Source organism: Streptomyces sp. NPDC000151 (genome assembly GCF_040301705.1).
Classification (GTDB): domain Bacteria; phylum Actinomycetota; class Actinomycetes; order Streptomycetales; family Streptomycetaceae; genus Streptomyces.
The window spans coordinates 1-26,107 of sequence record NZ_JBEPFC010000107.1 but is presented as its reverse complement, the minus strand read 5'-3'; the positions used below and the strand labels follow the sequence as shown (position 1 = coordinate 26,107).

Annotated in this window: 21 protein-coding genes; 5 read left to right on the top strand and 16 right to left on the bottom strand. The window is 72.2% G+C overall.

The features are described 5' to 3' along the window. Positions 1 to 121: 121 nt before the first annotated feature. From ABT381_RS25380 to ABT381_RS25310, 15 genes are all read right to left on the bottom strand, one after another. On the bottom strand, positions 122 to 1,552 hold the full coding sequence (locus ABT381_RS25380) for an alkaline phosphatase family protein (protein WP_351598637.1): 1,431 nt from the start codon (positions 1,550 to 1,552) through the stop codon (positions 122 to 124). Further along, positions 1,549 to 2,793: a metabolite traffic protein EboE gene (gene eboE / locus ABT381_RS25375; RefSeq protein ID WP_351598635.1), complete on the bottom strand. Its 1,245-nt coding sequence runs from the start codon at positions 2,791 to 2,793 to the stop codon at positions 1,549 to 1,551. The genes ABT381_RS25380 and eboE overlap by 4 nt, the downstream gene beginning before the upstream one ends. Positions 2,794 to 2,808: 15 nt before the next feature. Next, positions 2,809 to 3,657 carry a TatD family hydrolase gene (locus ABT381_RS25370; RefSeq protein ID WP_351598633.1) on the bottom strand — a complete coding sequence of 283 codons (849 nt, stop codon included), beginning with the start codon at positions 3,655 to 3,657 and terminating at the stop codon, positions 2,809 to 2,811. Positions 3,658 to 3,662: 5 nt separating this feature from the next. Then, on the bottom strand, positions 3,663 to 4,580 hold the full coding sequence (locus ABT381_RS25365) for an EboA domain-containing protein (protein WP_467754584.1): 918 nt from the start codon (positions 4,578 to 4,580) through the stop codon (positions 3,663 to 3,665). Continuing rightward, complete coding sequence (locus tag ABT381_RS25360) at positions 4,574 to 5,536, bottom strand: sugar phosphate isomerase/epimerase family protein (RefSeq protein WP_351598630.1); 963 nt, start codon at positions 5,534 to 5,536, stop codon at positions 4,574 to 4,576. Before ABT381_RS25360 ends, ABT381_RS25365 begins: the two co-directional genes overlap by 7 nt. After that, a complete protein-coding gene (locus ABT381_RS25355) occupies positions 5,533 to 6,819 on the bottom strand; it encodes an SCO3242 family prenyltransferase (RefSeq protein ID WP_351598628.1) in 1,287 nt (428 codons plus the stop codon). The genes ABT381_RS25360 and ABT381_RS25355 overlap by 4 nt, the downstream gene beginning before the upstream one ends. Then, positions 6,816 to 7,928: an inositol-3-phosphate synthase gene (locus ABT381_RS25350; RefSeq protein WP_351598626.1), complete on the bottom strand. Its 1,113-nt coding sequence runs from the start codon at positions 7,926 to 7,928 to the stop codon at positions 6,816 to 6,818. Before ABT381_RS25350 ends, ABT381_RS25355 begins: the two co-directional genes overlap by 4 nt. A 215-nt stretch (positions 7,929 to 8,143) precedes the next feature. Continuing rightward, on the bottom strand, positions 8,144 to 9,550 hold the full coding sequence (locus tag ABT381_RS25345) for a ThuA domain-containing protein (RefSeq protein ID WP_467754585.1): 1,407 nt from the start codon (positions 9,548 to 9,550) through the stop codon (positions 8,144 to 8,146). Positions 9,551 to 9,683: 133 nt separating this feature from the next. Beyond that, positions 9,684 to 12,134 carry a PQQ-dependent sugar dehydrogenase gene (locus tag ABT381_RS25340; RefSeq protein WP_351598624.1) on the bottom strand — a complete coding sequence of 817 codons (2,451 nt, stop codon included), beginning with the start codon at positions 12,132 to 12,134 and terminating at the stop codon, positions 9,684 to 9,686. Between the two features lie 202 nt (positions 12,135 to 12,336). Continuing rightward, complete coding sequence (locus ABT381_RS25335; protein ID WP_351598622.1) at positions 12,337 to 13,344, bottom strand: sugar phosphate isomerase/epimerase family protein; 1,008 nt, start codon at positions 13,342 to 13,344, stop codon at positions 12,337 to 12,339. Between the two features lie 14 nt (positions 13,345 to 13,358). Continuing rightward, positions 13,359 to 14,534 carry a Gfo/Idh/MocA family protein gene (locus tag ABT381_RS25330; protein ID WP_351598620.1) on the bottom strand — a complete coding sequence of 392 codons (1,176 nt, stop codon included), beginning with the start codon at positions 14,532 to 14,534 and terminating at the stop codon, positions 13,359 to 13,361. Positions 14,535 to 14,594: 60 nt separating this feature from the next. After that, positions 14,595 to 15,659 carry a substrate-binding domain-containing protein gene (locus ABT381_RS25325; RefSeq protein ID WP_351598618.1) on the bottom strand — a complete coding sequence of 355 codons (1,065 nt, stop codon included), beginning with the start codon at positions 15,657 to 15,659 and terminating at the stop codon, positions 14,595 to 14,597. Further along, complete coding sequence (locus tag ABT381_RS25320) at positions 15,656 to 16,684, bottom strand: ABC transporter permease (RefSeq protein ID WP_351598616.1); 1,029 nt, start codon at positions 16,682 to 16,684, stop codon at positions 15,656 to 15,658. Before ABT381_RS25320 ends, ABT381_RS25325 begins: the two co-directional genes overlap by 4 nt. Continuing rightward, positions 16,681 to 18,420 (bottom strand): sugar ABC transporter ATP-binding protein, encoded by a 1,740-nt coding sequence (locus tag ABT381_RS25315; RefSeq protein WP_467754586.1) that lies wholly within the window; start codon positions 18,418 to 18,420, stop codon positions 16,681 to 16,683. The genes ABT381_RS25320 and ABT381_RS25315 overlap by 4 nt, the downstream gene beginning before the upstream one ends. Before the next feature lie 233 nt (positions 18,421 to 18,653). Then, positions 18,654 to 19,835 carry an ROK family transcriptional regulator gene (locus ABT381_RS25310; RefSeq protein WP_351598614.1) on the bottom strand — a complete coding sequence of 394 codons (1,182 nt, stop codon included), beginning with the start codon at positions 19,833 to 19,835 and terminating at the stop codon, positions 18,654 to 18,656. A gap of 264 nt (positions 19,836 to 20,099) precedes the next feature. On the opposite strand from ABT381_RS25310, the gene ABT381_RS25305 reads away from it, so the two are divergent. Beyond that, complete coding sequence (locus ABT381_RS25305) at positions 20,100 to 20,843, top strand: class I SAM-dependent methyltransferase (RefSeq protein WP_351598612.1); 744 nt, start codon at positions 20,100 to 20,102, stop codon at positions 20,841 to 20,843. A 41-nt stretch (positions 20,844 to 20,884) separates the two neighbouring features. Here the strand turns inward: ABT381_RS25305 and ABT381_RS25300 are convergent, their stop codons facing one another. After that, positions 20,885 to 21,571 (bottom strand): GntR family transcriptional regulator, encoded by a 687-nt coding sequence (locus tag ABT381_RS25300; RefSeq protein ID WP_351598610.1) that lies wholly within the window; start codon positions 21,569 to 21,571, stop codon positions 20,885 to 20,887. Between the two features lie 250 nt (positions 21,572 to 21,821). Between ABT381_RS25300 and ABT381_RS25295 the strand changes: the two genes are divergently transcribed. From ABT381_RS25295 to ABT381_RS25280, 4 genes are all read left to right on the top strand, one after another. Next, positions 21,822 to 22,271: an SRPBCC family protein gene (locus tag ABT381_RS25295; protein WP_351598608.1), complete on the top strand. Its 450-nt coding sequence runs from the start codon at positions 21,822 to 21,824 to the stop codon at positions 22,269 to 22,271. Between the two features lie 254 nt (positions 22,272 to 22,525). Further along, complete coding sequence (locus tag ABT381_RS25290; protein ID WP_351598606.1) at positions 22,526 to 23,542, top strand: 2-dehydropantoate 2-reductase; 1,017 nt, start codon at positions 22,526 to 22,528, stop codon at positions 23,540 to 23,542. After that, the gene (locus tag ABT381_RS25285; protein WP_351598604.1) at positions 23,539 to 25,557 is read left to right on the top strand and encodes a molybdopterin oxidoreductase family protein; all 2,019 of its coding nucleotides are present in this window, start codon (positions 23,539 to 23,541) and stop codon (positions 25,555 to 25,557) included. The genes ABT381_RS25290 and ABT381_RS25285 overlap by 4 nt, the downstream gene beginning before the upstream one ends. Before the next feature lie 2 nt (positions 25,558 to 25,559). Further along, on the top strand, positions 25,560 to 26,107 hold a 548-nt coding region (locus ABT381_RS25280), incomplete at its 3' end, for an NADH-quinone oxidoreductase subunit NuoE family protein (protein ID WP_351598602.1).

The window sequence follows — 26,107 nt, the reverse complement described above, 5'->3', positions numbered from 1 at the left end:
GCCGTGGCGCCGGCGGCCACGCCGAGGAACCCGCGGCGGGCGAGCCGGCGCGCGAGCTCGGGGTTGCGGGAGGTGCGCGGGTTGGGAACGTCGCTGGTCATTACGGCTCCAAGGTCGATTGTCAGTGCCGTGCGGCAAGCTTGAGGAGCAAGGACTTCACGTCGGTCGCAGCGAGGGGGGTGGTGAGCGTGCCTGCGGTGGAGCAGATCAGGACGGGTCCGTCGTCCTCGTGGTCCGGGATACGCCCGTGACTGCCGCGCACGGGCTCGGGATCGAGGGGGACGACGGCCATGCGGTAGCGCATGCCGGTCTTCTTGCGGGCGAGCGCGGTGGCGGCGCGTAGCCGTACGTAGGGGTCGCGCGGGTCCATGAAGAGCTCGGCGGGGTCGTAGCCGGGCTTGCGGTGGATCTCGACGAGGCGCGCGAAGTCCGGCGCCCGGGCGTCGTCGAGCCAGTAGTAGTACGTGAACCACGCGTCGGGTTCGGCGACGGCGACGAGTTCGCCGGCGCGCGGATGGTCCAGCCCGTGCTGCTTCTTGCCCGCGTCGTCGAGGAGTTCGCCGAGCCCCGGGAGGTCCGCGAGCGCTTCCCGGGTCGCGTCGAGGTCTTCGGGGCGGCGTACGTAGACGTGCGCGATCTGGTGATCCGCGACGGCGAAGGCGCGGGACGCGGTCGGGTCGAGGTACTCCATCCCGTCCTGGGTGTGCACCTCCAGCAGGCCGGCCCGGCGCAGCGCGCGGTTGATGTCGACGGGACGGCGGGCGCGGGTGATGCCGTATTCGGACAGGGCGACGACGGTGACGCCGGCCGCGCGGGCGTCGTCGAGGAGGGGCGCGATGACGGCGTCGAGTGCGGCGGCGGCCGCGTGCGAGCGGGGGTCGTCGGGCCCGTAGCGCTGGAGGTCGTAGTCCAGGTGCGGGAGGTAGGTGAGAGTGAGGTCGGGGTGGCGGGTGCGCAGGATGTGGCGGCTGGCGTCGGTGATCCATTGAGAGGAGGCGATCGAGGCCGTGGGCCCCCAGTAGGTGAAGAGCGGGAAGGGGCCGAGCAGTTCGGTCAGCTCGTCGTGGAGGGCGGGCGGCCGGGTGTAGCAGTCGGGTTCCTTGCGGCCGTCGGCGTAGTAGATGGGCCGGGGCGTGACGGTCCAGTCGACGTCCGCGCCCATGGCGTACCACCAGCAGATGTTGGCGACGGTGTAGCCCGGGTGGGCGCGGCGGGCCGCGTCCCAGAGCTTGTCGCCGCCCACGAGGGCGTTGTGCTGCCGCCAGAGGTGGACCTCGCCGACGTCGCGGAAGTACCAGCCGTTGCCGACGATGCCGTGCTGGGAGGGCGGCGCGCCGGTGAGGAAGGTCGACTGGACGGTGCAGGTGACGGCCGGCAGGACGGTACGCAGCGGGGTGTACGAGCCGGCCGCGGCCAGCGCCTTGAGGTGCGGCATGTGGTCGAGGAGCCGGGGGGTGAGGCCGACGACGTCGAGGACGAGGAGGGGCTGGGGCGGCGCGGCGTCTGTGGACGGCGCCGCGGTGTCTCCGGGGCTGCTCTCGTGCGCGGTCATGGCAGCTCCTTGAGGCCGAGGTCGGTCAGCAGGTCGCGGGCGAGGGCGAGTTCGGCGGCGATGCCGTCGGCGAGCCGGGCGCGGGTGCGCGGCCGCAGCTCGGGCGGCAGCGCCTGCCAGGTGTACGTCTCGACCTCCAGGTGGTGGGTGCGCGGTGGCGCGGCCGGGCCGACGAGATGGGCGAGGGTGTCCTGGAGTACGGGGAGGGTCGAGGTGAGCGGGGGCTGCGGCGGCGCGTGCAGCGGTACGTGGAAGTGGGCGCGCCAGGGGGCGGTGGTGGGAAGCCCCGTCCGCTCCCCCACGCCGTCGCCGAGCACCTCGCCGAGCCCGTCGTCGAGCGCATCGCCGAGCGCCTCGTCCAGGTCGTCCGTGGCGAGAAGGAGGCCGTCGGCGTTCCGGGTGCGGGTCTGGTGCAGGAAGCGGGGCTCGGCGAAGGCGCCGAGCGCGGCGCGGACGTCGGCCCGTTCGGGGTGTTCGGCGTGCAGGGCGGCGGACAGCTGCGTCTTGACGACGGGGATGCCCGCCCGGTGCAGCGCGTCCAGGGCCGGTCCCGGTTCCTCGAAGGAGGTGGCGAGGTGACAGGTGTCGACGCAGACGCCGATGCGGTGGGGCGGGATGCCCGGAATGGCCGGCGCGCCGGTCAGCGCGCCGAGGGCATCGGCCAGGGTCTCGATCGTGCAGCCGGGCTCCGGCTCCAGGCCGACGCGGATGCTGCGGCCGGTGGTGTCCTGGAGCGCGTCCAGGCGCGCGGCGAGAGTGCGGAGCGCGGCCATCGCGGTCGCACGCCGGTGCTCGTCGAAATCCGTACGCCAGGCGAGCGGCAGAGTGGAGATGGTGCCCTCGGCGGCGTCGTCCGGGAGCAGTGCGGTCAGCAGCCGGGCGAGGTCGGCCGTGTACTCCAGCCGGGCCGGCTCGGTCCAGTCCGGCCGGTAGACCCGGTACTTGACGCGGCTGTCACCGAACCCCTCGTACGGGAATCCGTTGAGGGTGACGACCTCGAGGCCGCGCGCGTCCAGCTCCCGGCGCAGCCGGCGGAGCGCCACGGGGTCAGATGTCAGCGCGCGGGCCGCGGCGCGGGCGAGCCAGAGTCCGATGCCGAGCCGGTCCCGGCCCAGCCGTTTGCGTACGGGCTCACAGTGGTCGCGCAGCTGGGCCAGCACGCCGTCGAGCGTCTCGGCGGGGTGGACGTTGGTGCAGTACGCGAGGTGGACGGTGGAACCGTCGGGGTGCCGGAAGCGCATGGGTCCGCCGCCTCCTCATTCCCCGCCGCGGAGGATGGAGTTGCCCTCGTGGAGGGCGCCGGGGTCGGCGATGTCGAGGGAGAGCCGGCCGCTCTGGCCGTAGAAGGCGACGGGGTTGCGCCACAGCACCTGATCCACGTCGTCGTCGGAGAATCCGGCGGCGCGCATCGCCTCGCCGACGTGCCGCGTCTTGAGCGGGTCGCTGCGGCCCCAGTCCGCCGCGGAGTTGACGAGGATCCGCTCCGTGCCGTGCACGCGGAGGATCCGCACCATCCGTTCCGGGTCCATCTTGGTGTCCGGATAGATGGAAAAGCCCAGCCAGCAGCCACTGTCAGTGGCGTCCCCTACCGTTGTCTCATTGAGATGGTCCAGGACGACGTGATCGGGGGGCAGGTCGGATTCGCGCAGGACGTCGAGGGTGCGTTTGAGCCCGGCGGACTTGTCGCGGTGGGGGGTGTGGACGAGGGCCGGGAGGCCGTGGTCCGCGGCCAGTTGGAGCTGGGCGGCCAGGGCGGTGTCCTCGGCCGGGGTCATCGAGTCGTAGCCGATCTCGCCGACGGCGACGACCGAGTCTTTTACGAGGTAGCGGGGCAGGGCGTCGAGGACGGGGGTACAGCGGGGGTCGTTCGCCTCTTTGGGGTTGAGCGCGATGGTGCAGTGATGGGCGATGCCGTGCTGGGCGGCCCGGAAGGGCTCCCAGCCGAGAAGGGAGTCGAAATAGTCGAAGAAGCTCTCCGGTGAGGTCCGCGGCTGCCCCAGCCAGAAGGCCGGTTCGACGAGGGCACGCACGCCGGCCGCGTACATGGCCTCGTAGTCGTCGGTGGTGCGGGAGGTCATGTGGATGTGCGGATCGAAGATACGCATCGGGGTTACGCCTCCTCGGGGGACGGATCAGCGGACGCTCGGCCGGACGAGCCGGCGGCCACGTCGTTGGGCAGGTCGGCGGATGCGTCGGCGGACAGGGGGGACAGCTGGGTGAGAGCGAGCACGCGAGCCAGATCGTCGGGTACGGGACGGCCGGCCGAGGTGCGTTCACGGGCGTAGTCGTCGAGCATCCGGGCGAGTTCGGCATCGCCGCGGGAGCGTTCGGCGAGAGCGGCGACGGCGTCCACCGGCACTCCGGTGAACAGGCACTTGAGTACGGCGTGCCGCCAGGCGTGCGCATCGAGGTGCCGTGCGGCGTACGGGCCCACGGCCGCGGCCACCAGCCGCGTGTCGTTCGTCCGCAGGGCGTCCTCGATGAGCGGCAGGCCGTACGGGTCGTCCGTGCCGGTCGTACTGGTCGAGTCGGCGGTGCTGGTCGTGCCGTCCGTGCGCGGCGGCGGGGCCGGCAGGTGCGGGAGTGCGAGGAGTACGGCCCGGCGTTCGGCGGCCGTGCCGTGCTCGTACAGCCGGGTGACGGTGGCGCCGTCGGCGCGGGCGGCGCACAGGATCAGCACTCGCGCGGCCTCGGCGGCCTCCGGGTCGGCATGATGCGGCGGTTCCCTCCGCACGCAGTGCCTCCCGGCAGCGGCGAAGCGGGTCTCCCAAGTGGGGGCGGCGGCCGACGACGGCGAGCGTCGGGCGGGGGCGGGGGCGGTGGTCCCGGCCTCCGCAGAGCGGGGTCCGTCGGCCTCCGGGGCACTGGGGGTGGCTCCGCCGCCGTGGGTGCCACCGGTGGCGTGGGTGGTGGCTTCGGTCAGGGCCTCGTCGAGCCAGGCGCGGGCGCCGGCGCCGAGGCGGTCGCGGAGTGCCTTGTCGAGACGGGTGATCCAGGGGTCGTCCGGGGTCAGGTCGGAGGTCAGCACGGGTCACCTCCGCTGCGGCTCGCGGCGGACAGCGCCGGGACCGAAAAGGCTGGTTCGGAGAGGTGGGAACGGAGGAAGTGAAGGGAGGTGCGGGCCAGTTCGGGGCCGGCGTGGGAGTGGCGGGGCAGCTCGACGCTGACCAGGCCGCGGTAGGCCGTGTCGCGGAGGGCGGCGAGTACCGGCGGGAAGTCGATCTCGCCGTCACCGAAGGGAAGGTGTTCGTGGACGCCGCGGCGCATGTCTTCCAGCTGGACGTGCCGGGTCCAGGGCGCGGCGGCACGGATGCAGTCGGCGGGCGGGGCCGGTTCCAGGCACTGGCAGTGGCCGATGTCGAGGGTCAGCCCGAGTATGTCCGGGTCGGGGGCGCCCATGACCGTACGGAGGTGGTGGAAGGCAGCGAGGTCGGAGAGGAGGTGGCCGGGTTCCGGTTCCACGGCGAGCGGCAGCCCGGCGTCCGAGGCCGCCGCGGCGACGGGGTCCAGGGCGGCGGCGAGGCGCTGCCATGAGTCGGCGTCCGTGCTGCCGGGGTCGCGTATGCCGCTGAAGCAGTGGACGGCGGTGGCGCCCAGGTCCGCGCCGACGCGTACGGCGGTGCGCAGCAGGTCGGTGCGGGCGGCGCGGGCGTCCGGGTCGGGGTCGATGAGGGTGGGGTGGTGTTTGCGATACGGGTCGAGTACGTAGCGGGCGCCGGTCTCGATCGCGACGGCGAGGCCCGTGTCGCGCAGGGTGTCGGCCACCCGCGCCGTGCGGGCGGCCAGGCCCGGGGCGAGGGGGTCGAGGTGCATGTGGTCGAGGGTGAGCGCGACACCGTCGTAGCCGAGGTCGGAGAGGAGGGCCAGGGCGTCGGTCAGACGGAGGTCGGTGAGGCCGTTGGTTCCGTAGGCGAGGCGGAGGGGCGGCGAAGCCGGGGAGTGCGGTGAGCGGGGCTTGTCCCGTGGTGGGGGTGTTGGGGTCATGTCGGGCTGACCTTTCGGGACAGGCGACGGGCGACGGGGATGAGCGCGAGCACCGCCGCGCCGGTGGCCGGTGCACCGGCTCGTGCGGCGAGGGCCGCCTGCAGCGGGATCATCGCGCGGATGCCGCCGCCGACGGCCCGTTGGAGGAAGTGGGGTGACGGGTTGAGCGCGGCGACGAGGAGGGGGCGGGCGGCGGTGACCGCGTAGCCCGCGGCGAGGAGAGGGGGTGCGAGGGCCCGCGCCGAGGTGGCTGTCAGCCCTCCGCTGCCGGTGGAGACCTTGCCGCCTTGCGCGGGCGGCGGGGCGGTGCTGTCTCGCGCAGGCGGCGGGGCTGCGTTGCCTTGCGCAGGTGGTCGGGGTGCGTTGGCTTGCGCAGGTGATCGGGTTGCGTTGTCACCGGAGGCCGGGCGGGAGGGGAAGCGGCCGGCTGCCGCGTTGGCGAGTGCGGTCACGGCGGCGAGGGCGAGGAGGGGCAGGGACGAGGAGGAGCCCTGGGTTTCGCGGCGGGAGACGGTGGTGACGGTGAAGGTGTGCGCGCCGAGCAGGGCGGCCGAGGGGAGGGCGCGGAGAGCCGCCCCACTCGTACCCGTACCGCGGCCCGCCCCAGTGCCCGTACTCGTACCCGTACCACCGCCCGCCCCAGTGCCCGCACCCGTACCACCGCCCGCACCCGCACTCGCACCACCGCCCCTGCCCGGCGTCGCGACGGCGCCCTGGAGGAGGTCGAGGGCGCGGGCGCAGGCCATGGCGGTGGGGCCGGCGGGGGTGTTCTTGAGGTGCAGGTCGTAGGCCCAGACCGTGGCGGCCAGGGCGGTGGCGGTGGCCAGGGCCGGGCGGCCGGCCGCCGCCGCGCACGCCAGCCCCGCCGCTGTCAGCCCGCCGGCCGCGGCGAGGGCAGCGCCGGGGGTGATGCGGCCGGAGGGGATGGGGCGGTGCGGGCGTTCGAGGGCGTCGATGTCGCGGTCGGCCCAGTCGTTCAGGGCCATGCCGGCTTCGTACAGGCAGAGGGAGGAGCAGGCGGCCAGCGCCGTACGGGCGTTGGGGCGCAGCCCGGCGGCGGCCGCCCCGGCGAGAAGGTCGCCGGGGACGCTGGCCGGAGCGGAGATCCGGAGCAGCTCCGCCCAGGCGCGGAGAGGGCGGCGGACGCCCTCGCCGTCGGAACCGTTGCCTCGGCAGGCGCCCTCGCGGTCGGAACCGTTGCCTCGGCGGGGGCCCTCGCCGTCGAAGCCGTTGCCTCGGCGGGGGCCCTCGCCGTTGCGGAGGAAGCGCGGGAGAGGGATCACCGGTGCGCCTCCCGGAGGCGGGTGGCGAAGGTGGTGGTGAGCGCCGTGTACTGGTCCGACAGGGCGGCCGGGCCGCTGTCCGGGTCCTTGAAGTAGAAGCCGAGTCCGGGGAGCGGGCCACTGAGGCCGGCCGCGTGAGCGGCCGACACCAGGCGGGCCAGGTCCAGGACGAGCGGGGCGGCGAGGGCCGAGTCGCAGCCCTGCCAGATGGTCTGGAGGATCACCCGGCTGCCGAGGAAACCGTCGACCGCGACGTGGTCCCACGCCGTCTTCCAGTCGCCCAGTGCCGGAACGTTGTCGATGTGCAGGTCGCCGGGCGGGAGTTCGCCGAGGGTGTCACGGAGTACGGCGGCCTTGCCCGCGTTCTTCGCGGCAGCGGCGGCCGGGTCGGCGAGTGCGGCGCCGTCTCCCCCGCCGAGCAGGTTCGTACCGGACCAGGCCCGTACGGCCAGCGCGCGCTGCGCCAGCATCGGCGCCAGGGCGGAGCGCAGCAGGGTCTGGCCGGTCTTGCCGTCCCGGCCCGCGTACGGAAGGCCACTGCAGCGGGCCGTATCGCGGAGGAGGGGGTGATGGAGGCCGGTGGAAGGCGTGAAGTTGACGTACGAGCAGCCGGCGCGGAGCGCGGCGAGCGCGTAGAGGGAGCTGGCCGGGAGGCGTTCCGCTGACGGGTCCGCCCCCTCTCCCCCCACGCCCGGTTCCGTCGAAGCGACGTTGATCACGACCACCCGGTCCAGGTGGTGCGTACGGCGGAACGTACGGAGATCCGTGGCGAAGGCGGCGGTCAGGGCCTCGTCGTCCCGGGTGTCTCCCGGTTGCGGGCCGCCGGGGCGGATCTCGGCGTCGGCGGCAGCGAGTTCGGCGTGTACGGAACGGGGCAGGCCGTGCGGCATGACACCACCGGCGGCGAGCTGCTCGGCGCGCTTCGGCAGCGGGCAGGACGTGATGTCGTGGCCGCCGAAGACGAGTGAGGCGAGCGGCGGCAGCGACACGTCGGCGAACGCGGCGGTCTCGGTGACCATGCCGGTCGGCTCGTGCAGCCCGGCGGCGAGTGCCGCGCAGCCCGCGACGACGGTCGTCGCGACCGATCCCCGCGCACCGATCAGCCACACCCCCGTACGACCGGAACCCGAACCCGACCCAGATCCAGACCCCGACCCAGACCCCGACCCAGACCCAGATCCAGAACTCAAACCCCAACCGGAACCCGAACCGGAACCCGAACCCGAACCCGAACCACTTTCCGTACCCATACGCCCTCCCGTCTCCTCATCCGCACTCACAGCACCGCTGTCCCGACCGAACGCAGCTCCCGCGCTGTTCCCCCTCACCCGCGACCGCCCTTCTCCCCCAGTTCCTTGATGCGGATGTGGCGGAAGGCGACCTGGTCGTCGGGGCCGTGGTTCTGGATGCCGACGTAGCCCTGGCGCAGGGAGCGGGCCGGGTCGTGGTTGGTGAAGTCGTTGATCTTGCGGCCGTTGAGGAAGACCTTCAGGCGTTCGCCCTGGACGCGGATCTCATAGGTGTTCCACTCCCCCGGCGGGTTCAGGGCCGCGTCCCGGGCCTTGATGTCCGCGGCCTGGAAGCCGTAGACGGAGCCGGTGGTGTGGTCGGGGGTGTCGGTGGCGTCGATCTGGATCTCGTAGCCGTTGTCGACCGCCGACCAGGGGTCGTCGGAGGCGGGGAAGCCCACGTAGACGCCCGAGTTGTCGTCTCCGGACTCGCTCGCCATCTTCCAGTCCAGCTTCAGGGAGTAGGCGTGCTGCTCCTTGGCCGCGTACCAGAGCATGCCCATGCCGCCCGTGGAGGTGAGCGTGGCGTCGTCCTCGTTCAGGGTGAAGGAGCCGGGGCCCGCCTGCTTCCAGCCCTTCAGGCTCGCCGCACTGCCGTCGAAGAGGGCGGTGTAGCCGGTCTCCGGTCGGCAGTCGGCCTGGGCCTGGCCCGTGGCATACCGGATGCCGCCGAGGAGGTGGGTCCGGAAGGCGGGCTCGGCGTAGGACTCCTTGGTGTGGCCGGCGCCCGTGTAGAAGGCGCGGCCGCCGCGGTACTCCTGGCACCAGGCGAGGGGGTGGTCCCCGCTCATCGTGCCGCCGGTGTACGTCGACTCGTCGAGGGCGGCGAGGACGTGGGCGCGCTCGCGCGGGTTGGTGCGGTAGTTGTACCACTCGTCGGTGCGGTCCCAGGCCGCCGCCAGGTGGGCGGTGGCGGGGTGGGCCCGGTCCTCGACACGTACGGTGGCGGGCTGGATGGCCGGGTGCGACTGGAAGTACGCGCCGGCCAGGCCGCCGTAGAAGGGCCAGTCGTACTCGGTGTCGGCGGCCGCGTGCGCCCCGACGTAGCCGCCGCCCTTGCCGATGTACTTCTCGAAGGCGGTCTGCTGGGCGGGGTCGAGGACGTCGCCGGTCGTGGAGAGGAAGACCACGGCGTCGTAGCGGGCGAGGTTGGCGTCGGTGAAGGCGCCGCCGTCCTCCGTCGCGTCGACGGCGAAGCCGTGCTGCGCGCCGAGGTCCTTGACCGTGGCGATGCCCTGCGGAATCGAGTCGTGGCGGAAGCCGGCGGTCTTGGAGAAGACCAGGACCCGGGCGCCGTCGGCCGCGCCCGCGCCACCCTGGGGTGCGGCGGCGCCGGGCAGCGCCATCGTGGCGAGCAGGGCGGCGGCCGCCGCGGCGGTGATGCCGAGCCGCTGTACGGTCTGCCGTCTGTGCCGCCGTACGGTGCGCTGGTACGCGTGCATGTGCGGAGTCCTTCCTCCAGCAGCGGGGGGTGGCTGGGCAAGGTCGCTCTGAGCAGGTGTGGCGGGGCGAGGAGCGGGCGGGGCGAGGGGCGGGCGGACCCGGTGGCCCGCCCGCCTGATCACCGCGGAGCGGTCACTCCGTCGTGATCTCGAAGTCGTCCACGTCGTACAGCGCCGCCGTGCCGCTCCCCTTGAAGACGAGGTAGAGCGTCGTCGTGCCGGCGGGCGGCTTGGCGATGGCCGTGCTGACGTCGGTGTACGTCTCCCAGCCGCCGGTCACCGGCACCTTCGCCGTGCCGAGCAGCCTGCCGTCGGGCTTGCCCGTACGGATCTCCAGCGTGCCGCCGGCGCCCGCAGAGGCGACCCGAGCGGTCAGCTTCGTGGCGTTGGAGACGATGTAGGGGGTGAAGGCGATCCAGTCGCCGTTGTGAATATTGCCGACGGTCTTCCCGCCGTGGGCCGGCGTGTGGTTCACGGCCGACACGCCCTGGGAGGAGCTGAAGTGCTCGGCCTGGCGGTGCTTCGGCTGGGTGACGCTCTGGGCGTGGGTGGTCAGCGCCGGCTGGCCGTTCGCGCCCTTGTCGGTGTACTCGGCGTCGAAGACCCCGAAGATGTTGGCGTTGGCGTCGTGTTCACCGTCGGCCAGCGTCTGGATGGTGCCCTCGCAGCCGTTCGCCGAGGTGACCGCGTGGCCGTGGCTGTCGTGGCCGAGGATGTGGGTGACGGTGACCTTGGAGCAGTCGATGCGGCCGTCCTCGGGGTCGGTCACCTTGACCTTGAAGGGGACCTTGTCGCCGAAGGTGAAGAGCTGCCCGTTGCCGGGGAGTTCGAGCGTCACCTTGGGCGCGGTGTTGCCGACCGTGAGGTGCACGCTGGCCGAACCGGTGCGGCCCGTGGCTTCCTTGGCGGTGACGGTCGCCGAGTAGGTGCCGTTCTTCTTGTACGTGTGAGTCGGGTTCTGCGCCGTGGACTTGCCACCGTCGCCGAAGTCCCAGGCGTACGTCACCGCGTCGCCGTCCTGGTCGGTCGCGCTCGCGCCGAACTTCGCCTTCAGCGGCGCCTGGCCCGAGGTGCGGTCGACCTTCGCCTCGGCGACCGGTGAGTGGCCGTCGGTGGCGTTCTCGATGCGGTACAGCGCGGAGTGCTCGTCGCCGCCGAACCAGTTCAGCCCGTAGTCCAGTACGTACAGCGCGCCGTCGGGGCCGAAGGCCATGTCCATGATCTGGGTGCCGGTCCAGGGGAAGGCGTTGATGGACTGGACGGTGCCGTCGTCGGTCTTCTCGATCCGCTTGATCCACTGGCGGCCGAACTCACCGGCGAAGAAGTCGCCGTCGTATGCCTCGGGGAACTTCACCTTGGAGTCGAGCGCGCCGTCGTAACGGTAGACCGGGCCGCCCATCGGGGACTCGGAGCCGCTGCCGAACTCCGGTACGGAGGCGTTGTCGTACGGTATCCACGCGGCCTGGGCCGGCGGCAGGTCGGTCAGGCCCGTGTTGTGGACCGAGGTGTTCTTGGGCGCGGCGCAGTCGAAGGCCTCGCCGGACTTCCCGGTGGCGAAGTCGTAGTCGATGTAGGCGTCGTTGTCGCCGGTGCAGTACGGCCAGCCGTAGTTGCCGGCCTTGGTGACGCGGGCGAACTCGACCTGTCCGGCCGGGCCGCGGGTCGGGCTCGCGGCGCCCGCGTCGGGGCCGTAGTCACCGACGTACACAATGCCGGTGGGCTTGTCGACACTCATCCGGAAGGGGTTGCGGAAGCCCATGGCGTAGATCTCGGGCCGGGTCTTCTCGGTGCCGGGCGCGAAGAGGTTGCCCTCGGGGATGTCGTACGAGCCGTCGGCCTTGACCTTGATACGCAGGATCTTGCCGCGCAGGTCGTTGGTGTTGCCCGCGCTGCGCTGGGCGTCGTACGCGGGGTTGCGGTCGGCGCGCTCGTCAATGGGCGTGTAGCCGTCGGAGGCGAACGGGTTGGAGTCGTCGCCGGTGGAGAGGTAGAGGTTGCCCTGCGCGTCGAAGTCGATGTCGCCGCCGACGTGGCAGCAGGTGCCGCGCGAGGTGGGCACCTCCAGGATCTTCTTCTCGCTGGCGGTGTCCAGCGTGCCGTCCGCCTTGAGGACGAAGCGGGAGAGCCGGTTCAGGCCGTCGAACTTGGCGAAGTCGGCGGCGGTGCCGTTGTCGGGCGCGTCACCGGTGGGGGTGTCCAGCGGCGGGGCGTAGAACAGGTAGATGAACCGGTTGTCCTTGAAGCCGGGGTCCACGCCGACGCCCTGCAGGCCCTCCTCGTCGTGTGTGTAGACGGGGAGCTTGCCTGCGACCTTGGTGTAGCCGGTGGCGTCGGTCAGCCGGAGCGTGCCGTCGCGGGACGTGTGCAGGACCGAGCGGTCGGGGAGGACGGCGAGCGTCATCGGCTCGCCCGTCTCGGCCTCACCCTTGGCGAGGGTGACCTGCTGGAAGTCCTCGGCGGCGGCCGCTGGAGCGGCCGGCGTCGCGGAGGTGGGGGTGACGCCGAGCGCGAGCGAGCCTGCGGCGAGCAGGCCGCCCGTGAAAAGGGCTAGGGCGGGGCGGATTCTGAGACGTCTTCTGTGCACGCGGTGCCTCCCGGGCGGGTTGAAGTGCCGTGCGGTGGGCGGTGCTGGGAGTTCAGTGCGCTGTGCGAGCCTCATGTACATGTACGTGACACCAGAGGCGAAGGTAGTCGCGTTTGCTCGCTGCGGATAGACCTTTGACACGAGAGAGCGAGGACTTCTTCCCTCAGAAGGACAAAGGAGTGTGGTGTGTCAGGCGTCAGTGTCAGGCGTCCGCGCTGCCGAACGCCGCGTCGAACGACGCCGTCGGCGGCTCGTAGTCGTACGCCTTGAGCCGGGCCAGCGCCTCGGGGGCGCCCTGCAGCCGGTCCATGCCGGCGTCCTCCCACTCCACCGACACCGGCCCCTCGTACCCGATCGAGCGCAGCATCCGGAAGCAGTCCTCCCAGGGGACGTCGCCGTGCCCGGCCGAGACGAAGTCCCAGCCGCGCCGCGGGTCGCCCCAGGGCAGGTGGGAGCCGAGCCGACCGTTGCGGCCGTCGAGGCGCTTCCTGGCCTCCTTGCAGTCGACGTGGTAGATCCGGTCGCGGAAGTCCCAGAGGAAGCCGACCGGGTCCAGGTCCTGCCAGACGAAGTGGGACGGGTCGAAGTTGAGCCCGAAGGCGGGCCGGTGGTCGACCGCGTCCAGGGCCTGCTGGGTGGTCCAGTAGTCGTACGCGATCTCGCTCGGGTGCACCTCGTGGGCGAACCGCACGCCTTCGGCGTCGAAGACGTCGAGGATGGGGTTCCAGCGCGCGGCGAAGTCCTCGTAACCGCGCTCGATCATCGCCTCGGGGGCCGGTGGGAACATGGCGACCAGGTGCCAGATCGACGAGCCGGTGAAGCCGATGACGGTGTCGACGCCGAACGCGGCGGCCGCGCGGGCCGTGTCCTTCATCTCGGCGGCGGCGCGCTGCCGTACGCCCTCGGCCTCGCCGTCGCCCCAGATGCGGGCGGGCAGGATCGCCTGGTGCCGCTCGTCGATGATGGCATCGCAGACCGCCTGGCCCACCAAGTGGTTGGAGATCGCCCAGCACTTGAGGCCGTACTTGTCGAGCATCGCGTGGCGCGAGTCGAGGTAGGCGGGGTCGGCGAGCGCCTTGTCCACCTCGAAGTGGTCGCCCCAGCAGGCGAGTTCCAGTCCGTCGTAGCCGAAGTCGCGGGCCATGCGACAGACCTCCTCCAGGGGGAGGTCGGCCCATTGACCGGTGAAGAGAGTGAACTGGCGTGGCACGGTAGGGGACCTCCTCAGGCCGATACGGGGGTGTAGACGCAGTTCTTCGCGGCGCTCTCCTCGACGGCGGCCAGTACGCGCTGTACGCGCAGCCCGTCGGCGAAGGACGGCGTGGGGTCGGTGCCCGCCGCGATGGCGTGCACCAGGTCGCGGGCCTGGTGGACGAAGGTGTGCTCGTACCCGAGGCCGTGTCCCGGCGGCCACCACGCCTCCAGGTACGGGTGGTCCGGCTCGGTGACCAGGATGCGGCGGAAGCCCGCCGCCTCGGCCGGTTCGGTGTGGTCGTGGAAGGACAGCTCGTTGAGGCGTTCCAGGTCGAAGGAGAGCGAGCCGCGGTCGCCGTTGGCCTCGATGCGGAGGGAGTTCTTGCGGCCCGCCGCGACCCGGCTGGCTTCGAAGGACGCCAGCGCGCCCGAGGCGAACCGGCCGGTGAACAGCGCCGCGTCGTCCACCGTCACCTCGCCCGTGCCACCGCCCGAGGGCAGCGGCCGCTGCCGTACGAAGGTCTCGGTGACCGCCGAGACGCCCGTCAGCAGCTCCCCCGCCAGGTACTGCGCGAGGTCGACGATATGCGCGCCGAGGTCGCCCAGCGCGCCGGAGCCCGCGCTGTCCTTGCGCAGCCGCCAGCTCATCGGCGCCCGCTCGTCGACCAGCCAGTCCTGCAGGTACGTGGCGCGCAGCTGGCGCAGCGTACCGATGCGGCCCTCCGCGACGAACCGCCGGGCGAGCGCCATCGCGGGCGTGCGGCGGTAGTTGAAGCCGACCATGGCGATCCGGCCGCGGGCCCGTGCCGACTCGGCGGCGGCCGCCATGGCCTCCGCCTCCGCGACGGAGTTGGCCAGCGGCTTCTCGCACAGGACGTGCTTGCCCGCTTCGAGGGCCGCGAGGGCGATCTCGGCGTGGCTGTCGCCGGGCGTGCAGATGTCGACCAGGTCGACGTCGTCGCGGGCGATCAGGGCCCGCCAGTCGGTCTCCGCCGCGGCCCAGCCGAGGCGGTCGGCGGCGGCGCGTACGGCACCGGCGTCCCGGCCGCAGACGGCGTTCATGGCGGGGCGCAGCGGCAGGTCGAAGACCCGGGGCGCGGTGCGCCAGCCCTGGGAGTGCGCGGCGCCCATGAAGGCGTAGCCGACCATGCCGATCCCCAGTGCGGGGCGGCCGTCGGGGGTGGGGTCCTTCTGGTTGTCGTCCATGCATCACCTCATCGGTGGTGGTATGCCGACTGAATGTCGGTTGAGTACGGTCGACCGGTGTCAGTTGAAGCCGCTCGGCAGGTAGTCGTCGACGTTGTCCTTGGTGACGACCGCCGAGTACAGGGTGATCGAGGCGGGGATCTCCAGCTCGGCCATGCCGCTGACCCCCTTGCCCTGGGCGAGCGCGCGGGCCAGGTCGATCGCGGAGGCGGACATCGTCGGCGGGTAGAGCACGGTGGCCTTCAGTACGGAGTTGCCGGCCTTGATGGTGTCCATGACCTTGCGGGAACCGGCGCCGCCGACCATGAGGAAGCCGTCCCGGCCCGCCTGTTCGATGGCCCGCTCGGCGCCCACGCCCTGGTCGTCGTCGTGGTTCCACAGGGCGTCGAAGTCGGGGTGGGCCTGGAGCAGCCCGGCCATCTTGGACTGGCCCGACTCGACGGTGAACTCGGCGGCCTGCCGGCCCACCTTCTCGATGTTGGGGTAGTTCTTCAGGGCGTCGTCGAAGCCCTTGGTGCGCTGCCGGGTCAGCTCCAGGTTGTCGATCCCGGCCAGCTCGACGACCTTGGCGTTCTTCTTGTCCTTCAGCTGCTCGCCGATGTAGTTCCCGGCGTTCAGGCCCATGCCGTAGTTGTCGCCGCCGACCCAGCAGCGGTACGCCTGCTGGGAGGCGAAGACCCGGTCGAGGTTGACGACGGGGATGCCGGCCCGCATGGCCTTCAGGCCGACCTGGGTGAGCGCCTTGCCGTCGGCGGGCAGGATGACCAGCACGTCGACCTTCTTGTTGATCAGGGTCTCGATCTGCCCGATCTGCTGGGCCGTGTCGTTCGAGCCCTCGGTGATCTCCAGGGTGACGTCCTCGTACTGCTTCGCGCGCTCCTTGGCGTTCTGGTTGATCGCGTTCAGCCAGCCGTGGTCGGCCTGCGGTCCGGCGAAGCCGATGGTGACCTTCTTGCCGGGCTTGTCGTCGACCCCGCCGGCCTGCTGCTGCTTGCCGGTGCCGGCCGCGGCGTTGTTCTCGTTGCTGGTGCAGGCGGTGAGGACGGCGCCCGCGGAGACGGCGGCGGCGCCGAAGAGCATGTTCCTGCGGCTGGTCGACGGAACCTTTGGGTTGCGCTCGGTCATGACTTGCGGCCCTTCTGTACCAGTACGGCGGCGACGATGATGGCGCCCTTGGCGATCTGCTGGACGGCGGTCTCCAGGTTGTTCAGGGCGAACAGGTTGGTGATCGTGGTGAAGACGAGGACGCCCAGGACGGAGCCGGTGATGGTGCCGCGGCCGCCGCTGAGGAGGGTGCCGCCGATGATGGCCGCGGCGATGGCGTCGAGTTCGTAGAGGTTCCCGTTGGTGTTCTGGCCCGAGCCGGTCAGCACGATCAGCAGGAAGGCCGCGATCCCGCAGCACAGCCCGGACAGCAGGTACAGCAGCAGCCGCTGGCGGCGGACGTCGATGCCGGCCAGCCGGGCCGCCTCCGGGTTGCCGCCGACCGCGACGGTGCGCCGGCCGAAGGTCGTACGGTTCAGCAGCAGCCAGCCGGCGGCCGTGACGGCGGCGAAGACCAGCACGATGGGCGGGACGCCGAGCAGGTACGCGTCCCGGCGGCCCAGCGCGAGCACCGGCTCGACGGACACCACCTGGGTGCCGCCCTGGCTGATCTGCAGCGCGAGGCCGCGGGCCGAGGCGAGCATGGCGAGGGTGGCGATGAAGGGCACGATGCCGCCGAACGACACCAGCAGCCCGTTGACCAGCCCGCAGCCCAGGGCGACCAGCAGCGAACACAGCAGGATGCCGCCGAGGCCGTACTGCTGGGTGGCCACCGTCGTCGCCCAGACCGTGGCGAGCGCCACCATCGCGCCGACGGACAGGTCGATGCCGCCGCCGATGATGACGAAGGTGACGCCGACGGTGACCACGCCGATCACGGACGCCTGGGTGAGGACGAGCTGGAGGTTCTGCACGCTCAGGAACTGCTCGGGCTTGGTGAGCGCGCCGACCAGTACGAGTGCGGCGAGCACCCCGAGCAGCGAGAGGTTGCGGACGTCGGGGCGGCGGGCGCGGGCGTGCCGGGTGTCGCCGGCGGCCGGTGCGGCCGGGCCCGGGGGCGCGCTGCCCGCCTCGGCCGGGAGGGCGTGTCCTTCGGAGGTGTTCACGGGCGGTCTCCTCGCGGTGTCGGGGCCGGCGGCTCCTCGGGGGCGGACGTCTTGTCGGCGGCGGACGGCTTGTCGGTGGCGGGCGGCTTGTCGGTGGCGGTCGGCTCGTCGGTGGCCGGGCGTCCGGAGGCCGGTACCGTTACGGGCCCGGGGCCGTCGCTCATCACCAGGTCCAGCACCCGGTGCTCGTCCAGTGCCGCCGCCTCGCCCTCGTGCACGACGCGGCCCTCGCGCAGGACGAGCACCCGGTCGGCGAGCCCGAGGACCTCGGGCACCTCGCTGGAAACCAGCAGGACGGCGACGCCGTCGTCCGCGAGCCGCCTGATCAGCGCGTACAGCTCGGCACGCGCGCCGACGTCCACGCCGCGGGTCGGCTCGTCCAGCAGGAGTACGCGGCAGCCGCGGAGCAGCCAGCGGGCCAGTACGGCCTTCTGCTGATTGCCGCCGGAAAGCGTGCGGACCGGGCGGTCGGGGTCGTCGGGGCGCAGCGAGAGACCGCGGGTGGCGGCCAGGGCGCCGGCCCGTTCGGCGGGCCGGTTCAGCCAGCCGGCCCGCGCGAAGTGCGGCAGCGAGGAGAGGGAAACGTTCCGGCTGACGGACTCCAGGAGCAGCAGCGCCTGGGACTTGCGCTCTTCGGGGGCGAGGCCGAGCCCAGCGCGTACGGCGGCGGTGACGCTGCCGGGCCGCAGCGGTCGGCCGCCGACGAGTACGCGGCCGGCGGTGGGCCGCCGCGCACCGTATACGGTCTCCAGTATTTCCGAGCGCCCTGACCCGACGAGTCCGGCGAGCCCGAGGATCTCCCCGGGACGCAGCCGGAAGTCGACCGGCCCGAACTCCCCGTCGCGGGCGAGCCCTTCGACGCTGAGTACGGGGCCGGGGCGGTCCGGAGCCGAGTGCGTCGGGCCGGTAGTACGGTCGGTGGCCGCGCGCCGTTCGGGGAAGACGTACTCGACGTCGCGGCCGGTCATCAGGGCGACGATGTCGCGGGTGGGGGTGGCGTGCGCGTCCAGGCCGCGGGCGGCCGTCCGCCCGTCCTTCAGTACCGTCACGCGGTCGCCGATCCGCCGGATCTCCTCCAGCCGGTGCGAGATGTAGACGACGGCGACGCCGGAGGCGGTGAGCGCGGCGACGATGCGGAAGAGGTTGTCGACCTCGTCGGGGTCGAGCGCGGCGGACGGCTCGTCCATGACGATCAGCCGTACGTCGTGCGAGAGGGCGCGGGCCATGGACGCGATCTGCTGTCCGGCGGCGGAGAGCCGGCCGACGAGCGTGCCGGGGCCGATCTCGGGGTGGCCCAGGCGGGCGAGCAGTTCGGCGGTCCGTTCGCGGGCCTCCCCGGTGCGGATGAAGCCGCCGGTGGCGCGCTCGTGCCCGAGGAAGACGTTCTCCGCGACGGACATGTGCTCCACCAGGTCCAGCTCCTGGTAGATGGTGGCGATGCCGAGCCGCATGGCGGCGATCGGGGACTTGAGGGAGACGGTCTCGCCGCGCCAGCGGATGGTGCCGCCGTCGGGCTGGTGGGCGCCGGCCAGCACCTTGATCAGGGTGGACTTGCCGGCGCCGTTCTGGCCGAGCAGGCAGTGCACCTCGCCCGCGACGACGTCCAGGTCGACGCCGTCCAGCGCGCGGACGCCGGGGAAGGACTTGGTGATGCCGGCCATGGTGAGCAGCGGTCCGGCGGGTTCGTGTGCCGCCGGCGGCGACGGTGGTGGTGCGGGGCGGTGCGCTGGTGCCATGACGGGCCTCCTCGGCGGTACGCCGGTGAGCGGACAGGGCGGGGCGGGGCGCGTGCGGACATGCGTCATCACGGCATGACAAGCCGTCACTCAGCGGTGTACTGGCGGACTTCAGCGGTGCTGGGACGTGAGCGATGCTGGTACTTCAGCTACTTCAGCTACTTCAGCGGTGCTGTGGAGCGCGGTTCCTCAGGGCTTCGGGCCGTCGTCCGGCCCGGCGGGCTCAGGCGGGCTCAGGCGGGCGAGAACAGGTGATCGCTGATCAGTCGGGCCGCACCGGTCACCCCGGCCAGCGGGCCCAACTCCCCCAGTACGATGGGGAGGTTGCCGGTCGCCAGCGGCAGCGACTGGTGGTAGACCTGCGTGCGGATCGCGGCCAGCAGCGTGTGGCCGAGGCCGGTCACGCCGCCGCCGATCACCACGAGGCCCGGGTTGAAGAAGCTGACGAGCCCGGCGATGACCTGCCCGGTGCGGGTGCCGCCGGCCTTGATCAGTTCCAGTGCGGTGGGATCGCCGGAGGCGGCGGCGACCGAGACGTCCGAAGCGGCGAGCGCGCCGGCCGCCTCGAGACGGTCCGCGAGCGTGGCCGAGCGGCCGTCGCGTGCCGCGTCCTCCGCGTCGCGGGCGAGCGCGGCGCCGCCGAAGTACGCTTCCAGGCAGCCGGCGTTGCCGCAGGCGCAGCGGCGGCCGTTCGGCTCGACCTGGATGTGGCCGATGTCGCCGGCGCTGCCGGTCGTACCGCGGTAGACCTCGCCGCCGACGACGATGCCGCAGCCGATGCCCGTACCGATCTTGACGCAGAGGAAGTCCTGCGAGGTACGGGCCACGCCCGCGTGCTGCTCCCCCAGCGCCATGAGGTTCACGTCGTTGTCGACCATGACCGGGCAGCCCAGCTCCTGGCTGAGCGCCTCCCGTACGGGGAAGCCGTCCCAGCCCGGCATGATCGGCGGCGCGACGGGCACGCCCTCGGGGAAGCGGACCGGGCCCGGCACGCCGATGCCCGCCCCGTCGAACCCCTCGGCGAGCCCGCTGTCCTTCAACTTGGCTGCCAGCGCGAGTACTTGGTCGAAGACGGCGACGGGTCCGGCCCGTACGTCCATCGGCTGGGTGAGGTGGCCGAGCACCTCCAGTTCGGCGTTGGTGACCGCCACGTCGACCGAGGTCGCGCCGATGTCGACGCCGAGGAAGCGCAGCGAGGGCGCGAGCCGGATGTTGTGGGAGCGGCGGCCGCCCCGGGAGGCGGCCAGCCCGTCGGCGACGACCAGGCCGGTATCCAGCAGACGGTCGACCTCGACCGCGAGCTTGGAACGCGACAGGTCGACCTGATCGCCCAGCTGGGCACGGGAGTTGGGCCCCTGGTCGCGCAGCAGGCGAAGAAGCCGCGCCTGGTGCGCGTTCGCGGGCCTCGCCGTCATGCGCCTCACGCCGCCCTCCAGCCGTACTCGGCACCCGCCGAGTCCTGGTCGCGTCCGGTGCGTGCGGACGGGCCGTTTTCGGCCGTCCCACCGGGCTTTCGAGGGGAACGTAGCAGCGCTTGTCCGAACGAGGAAGTACTACGGACAGAATCCATACCGACTTTCTCCTGACGCGGGACAAAGTCTTGCGCGCGAGGACGCCGGCGCTGCCACGTCTACGATCACCGCCACGCCTACGATCACCGGAGAGGAAAGGGGGACCGGATGGACCGGCACATACGTACCGTCGACGATGTACTCAGGCTCCTGGACGGCCTGTTCGCGCCGGAGGCGGACCGCTGGACGACGGGCGGGGCCTCCTGGTGGGACGACTTCTACGCGGACCGCACCAGAGAGGTGCCGTTCTTCGTGGCGAAGCCGGACGAGAACCTGGTCTCGTACCTCGAACGCGGGCTGATCACGCCGGGGCGCGCGCTGGACCTGGGCTGCGGGCCGGGTCGCAACGCGCTGCACCTCGCCTCACTGGGCTTCGAAGTGGACGCCGTCGACCTCTCCCCGGCGGCCCTCGCCTGGGCCGAGGACCGCGCCCGCGAGGCCGGGGCCGAGATCGCCTTCCACTGCGGCGACGCCTTCGCCCTCACCGACGGCGCACTCGCCGGTCCGTACGACCTGATCTACGACTCCGGCTGCTTCCATCACCTGCCGCCGCACCGCCGCATCAGTTACCTGGCGCTCCTCGACCGTGCGCTGGCGCCCGGCGGCCACTTCGCGTTGTCCTGCTTCGCGGCCGGCGGGATGGGTTCCGAGGTCCCCGACGGGGACCTCTACCGCCGGTCCGGGCTGCACGGCGGGCTCGCCTACACCGCGGAGTCGCTGCGCTGGATCTTCTCCGACCTGACGGAGGTGGAGCTGCGCCACATGCACGACGAGCCGCCGGAGTCCCCGCGCTTCGGCGAGCCGTTCCTCTGGACGGCACTGTTCCAGCACGCCGGGGCCGCCAGGCCGTAAACGGCCCGTGGCCCATCAACTCCCGCGCCCCGTACGGCCGTTCAGGACTCCTTGGCGCCCGCCCGCTCGTGGTACGTACGGCGGGTGTGCTCGGTGTGTGCGCGCATGATCTTCGTGGCGCGGAGGCCGTCGGCCGCGGCGATCGCCTCGATCAGCTCACGGTGCTCGATCCAGGACTGCTTGCCGCGCTGCCGGGCGACCGGCGTGTAGTACCAGCGCACCCGCCGGCCGACCTGCTCGGCCAGCTCGGCGAGCACGGCGTTGCTGGCCTGCTCCATGATCGTGGCGTGGAACTCCGCGTTGGTGGCGACGGCGAGGTCCACGTTGTCGTCGCGCACCGCCTGCTCGCCCTGCGCGCACAGCGCCAGCAGCTTCTCGATGCCGGCCTCGGTGGCGTGCTGAGCGGCCAGCCCGGCCGCCTCCGCCTCCAGCAGGGTCCGCACGCTCAGCAGCTGATCGGCCTCCTCCTCGGTCGGCTCGTGCACGAACGCGCCTTGCGCGGGGCGCAGATCGACCCAGCCGTCGGTGTTCAGCCGCTGCAGCGCCTCGCGCACCGGCTGCCGGGAGACGCCGAGGTGACCGGCGAGTTCGCTCTCGACCAGATGCTGGCCGGGCTGCAGGGCGCGGGTGGTGATGAGTTCGAGCAGCGCTTCGTAGACACGCTCGCGCAACGGGCCGGGGCGTTCGAGCTTCGGCACGGCCCCTTGCGGCAGCCCAGTGGACAGCATCGCGGTCCCCCTCTACGACTCGGACGCCGGCACTCCAGTACTCGGGTACTCCGCGGCTCCGCGACTCGGAGGCGCCGGGCGGCAATTGGTTATCGTCTACAGTCTACCGAGCGCAACCTACCGCACACAGGCCGCGCCGGTGATCTGTATCACCTCGATGAGCGGAGCCGGTCCGGGTTTCCCTGCGTCGACCCGGAGTTCGCGGGTACGCGGGGAGCCCTGCACGTTCACGAGAGGAGGAGCCCGGACCATGTCGAAGATCGAGGAATCGGTCGAGGTGGCCGTCCCGGTGCCGGTGGCCTACAACCAGTGGACACAGTTCGAGGAGTTCCCCCGGTTCATGGACGGGGTCGAGCGCATCGAGCAGCGCACACCGACACTGACCCATTGGGTCACCAAGGTCGGAGGGGTGACCCGCGAGTTCGACGCGGAGATCACCGAGCAGATCCCCGACGAGCGGGTCGCGTGGACCACCGTGGCCGGTGAGGCGCGCCAGGCCGGCGTGGTGACCTTCCACCGTCTCGACGACCAGCACACCAAGGTGATGCTCCAGCTGGAGCACGACCCGGAGGGCATCGCGGACACGGTCGGCGACAAGCTCGGCTTCGTCCGCCGCAAGGCCAGCACCGACCTCGGCAACTTCAAGAAGTTCATCGAGTCGCGCGGTGAGCCGACCGGCGGCTGGCGCGGGGAGGTCTGAGCCGGGGAGCGGCGCATCCCCTGAATCCGAAGGTGGCGGCCCGGCCGGGGCACTCTCCGGCCGGGCCGCTGCCGCGCGTCGGACATCCGTGGGGCGAGCACATCGCCGAGCCCCTCAGCAACTGACCGGCGGCTGACCGACAACTGACCGACAGCTGAATCCGTGAATCCCGGGCTCGCACGCCCCTTGCTCCCCTGCCAGCGAATACTGTAGACAATATTCTGTCGACTCCGCTGACTGAACGGAGCTCTCCGGTGAAAGTGGCAGTTGTCGGCGCCGGAGCGATCGGTGCCTATGTCGGGGCCGCGCTCCATCGCGGCGGCGCCGAGGTTCATCTCCTCGCCCGTGGGCCGCACTTGGCGGCCATGCGGCGGGACGGCGTACGAGTACTGAGCCCGCGCGGGGACTTCACCGCCCGGGTGCCGGCCACCGACGACCCCGCCGCGATCGGCCCCGTGGACTACGTGTTCCTCGGCCTGAAGGCCAACGCCTATGCCGGCTGCGGCCCGTTGGTGCATCCGCTGCTGCACGAGCGGACCGCCGTGATCGCCGCGCAGAACGGCATCCCGTGGTGGTACTTCCACCGACTGCCCGGGCCGTACACCGGCCGCCGCATCGAGAGCGTCGACCCCGGCGGCGCGGTCAGCGCCGTACTGCCGCCCGAGCGGGCCATCGGCTGCGTCGTCTACGCGGCGACCGAGATCCAGGAGCCGGGCGTGGTACGGCACTTGGAGGGGACGCGGTTTTCCGTCGGGGAGCCCGACGGCAGCATGTCCGCGCGCTGTACGGACTTCGGCGAGGCCATGCGGGCCGGCAGCCTGAAGTGTCCGGTGGAGCCGGCGCTGCGCGAGGACATCTGGATCAAGCTGCTCGGCAACATCTCGTTCAATCCGATCAGCGCGCTGGCCCGGGCCACCATGGCCGAGATCTGCCGGCACGCCGACACCCGCGAACTGGTCGTCGCGATGATGCACGAGGCGCTGGAGGTGGCGGCGGCCGTCGGCTGCCGGCCCGCGATCTCCGTCGAGCGGCGGCTCGCGGGCGCCGAGCGGGTCGGCGACCACAAGACCTCCACCCTCCAGGACCTGGAGCGCGGCCGGCCGCTGGAACTGGACGTCCTGCTGGCGGCCGTGGTCGAGCTGGCCGGTCTCACCAGGACGGAGGTGCCCACGCTGCGCGCCGTGCACGCCCTCGCCGACCTCCTGGCCCGCACGTCGGCCCGTACCACTGCCCGCACCCCCGCCCCTACTTCCGCAGGGAGCGCACCGTGAAGAAGAAGGACCGGCGGCCGGGGACGTACCCGCGGCTCACCCATCCCCTCGTACGGGACGCCCACGGCTCGCTCGTGCGGGCGGACTGGGACGAGGCACTGGACCGCGCGGCGGAGGGGTTCGCGCGGACGCGCGCGGAGCACGGCCCGGACGCATTCGGGATGTTCTCGTGCTCCCGCGCCACCAATGAAATGAACTACGTGGCACAGAAGTTCGCGCGCGTCGTCATGAGTACCAACAACGTCGACTCCTGCAACCGTACGTGTCACGCGCCGAGCGTCGCCGGGCTGTCCGCCGCCTTCGGGTCGGGCGGCGGCACCTCCTCGTACGAAGAGGTCGAGCACACCGACCTGATCGTGATGTGGGGCTCCAACGCCCGCTTCGCGCACCCGATCTTCTTCCAGCACGTGCTGAAGGGCATACACAACGGCGCCAGAATGTATGCGGTCGACCCGCGCCGTACCTCCACCGCCGAGTGGGCGGAGCACTGGCTCGGCCTCGACGTCGGCACCGACATCCCGCTCGCGCACGCCATCGGCCGCGAGATCATCCACGCCGGGCTCGCCAATCGCGCCTTCATCGCGCGGGCGACCAGCGACTTCGAGGCGTACGTCGCGGAGGTCGAGCCGTGGACGCTCAGCGCCGCCGAGCAGGTGACGGGCGTGCCGGCCGCCGCGATCCGCAGCCTGGCGCACGCCTACGCCACCGCCGAACGCGCCCAGTTGTGCTGGACGCTGGGCATCACCGAGCATCACAACGGCACCGACAACGTCCGCGCGCTGATCAATCTGGCGCTGCTGACCGGGCACGTCGGGCGGTACGGCTCCGGGCTGCAGCCGCTGCGCGGCCAGAACAACGTGCAGGGCGGCGGCGACATGGGCGCGATCCCGAACCGGCTGCCCGGCTTCCAGGATCTCCTCGACCCCGGCATCCGCGAGAAGTTCGAGTCGGCGTGGTCGACGGTGATCCGGCCACAGTACGGCCGGACCCTCACCGAGATGTTCGAGGCGATGGACAGCCGCGAGCTGCGGGCCGTGTACTGCGTCGGCGAGAACCCCGCCCAGTCCGAGGCGGACAGCGGCCAGGCGATCCGCCGGCTGAGCGCCCTGGACCACCTCGTCGTGCAGGACATCTTCCTCACGAAGACCGCCGAGCTGGCCGATGTCGTGCTGCCCGCGACCGCGGCGTGGTGCGAGACGGACGGTACGACGACCAACAGTGAGCGGCGCGTGCAGCGGGTACGCAAGGCCGTCGAGCCGCCGGACGAGGCACGTGAGGACATCGACATCATCTGCGCGCTGGCGGCCCGGCTCGGCCACGACTGGACGTTCGCCGATGCCGAGCAGGTCTGGGACGAGCTGCGGTCGGTCTCGCCGGCGCACTACGGCATGACGTACGGGCGGCTCGCCGAGCACCAGGGCATCCAGTGGCCGTGCCCGTCCCTGGACCGCATCGAGCCGTCGTATCTGCACGGCAGGCTGTGGGAGGCGGACCCGGCGCGGCGCGGCCCGCGCGCACCCTTCGGGATCGTCCGGCACGACCCCCCGGTGGACCTGACGGACGAGGAGTACCCGATCCGGCTGACGACCGGCCGTCGGCTGGACTCCTACAACACCGGCGTACAAAGCGGGAGTTACTCCTCTCCGCTGCGGCGCGGCGAGATGGTCGAGCTGTGCCCGGAGGACGCGGACCGGCTGGGTGTGGTGGCCGGCGAGGAGGTGCGGATCGCGTCGCGGCGCGGCGCTGTCGTGGCGCCCGTATGGGTCGATCCCGGACTGCGGCCGGGCCTTGCCTTCATGACGATGCACTTCCCGGACGAGGTGGACACCAACTCGCTGACGATCGAGGCCAATTGCCCGATCGCGGGGACGGCGGAGTTCAAGGCGTCCGCGATACGGGTGGAGAAACTGACAGACGAGCAGCTGACCGGCGGTACGGCAACCGACGACCGCATACCGGCCGCCGTGACCGCCACCACCGCACAGCCCACGGCAGCCCCCGGGCGAGGTGAGTGACCATGGACCTCAAGTACTCCCCCACCGCCCGCCCCACGGACGAGGAACGGGCCGCCGTCGACGATCTGCTGGGACCGCCGGAGAACGGCTGGGACGGCGGGGACGCACGCGACAGCGACGTGCTGCGCTGGGCGCGCGGCGGCCGGGCCGCGCGCGACCGCCGCGACCTGCTCCTCCCGGGCCTGCACGCGCTCAACGACCGGATCGGCTGGCTCAGTCCGGGTGCGCTGGACTACCTGTGCCGACGGCTGACCGCGCCGCCGGCGGAGGCGTACGGCGTGGCCACGTTCTACTCGCTCTTCTCGGTCACCCCGCGCCCCGCCACCGTGCTGCACGTCTGCACGGACCTGGCCTGCGCGGCGAAGGGCTCGGCCGAGGTGTGCGCGGGACTGGAACGGGAGCTGGGCCCGGCGGGTACGCCTGCGGAAGGGGCGGTCTGGCAATCGAGTCCGTGCCTTGGCCTATGCGAACGCGCGCCCGCCGCGCTGACCGTACGGGCGGGCACGCCCGGGCCGACGGCGGCGGTGGTCGCGCCGGCCACGCCCGGCAC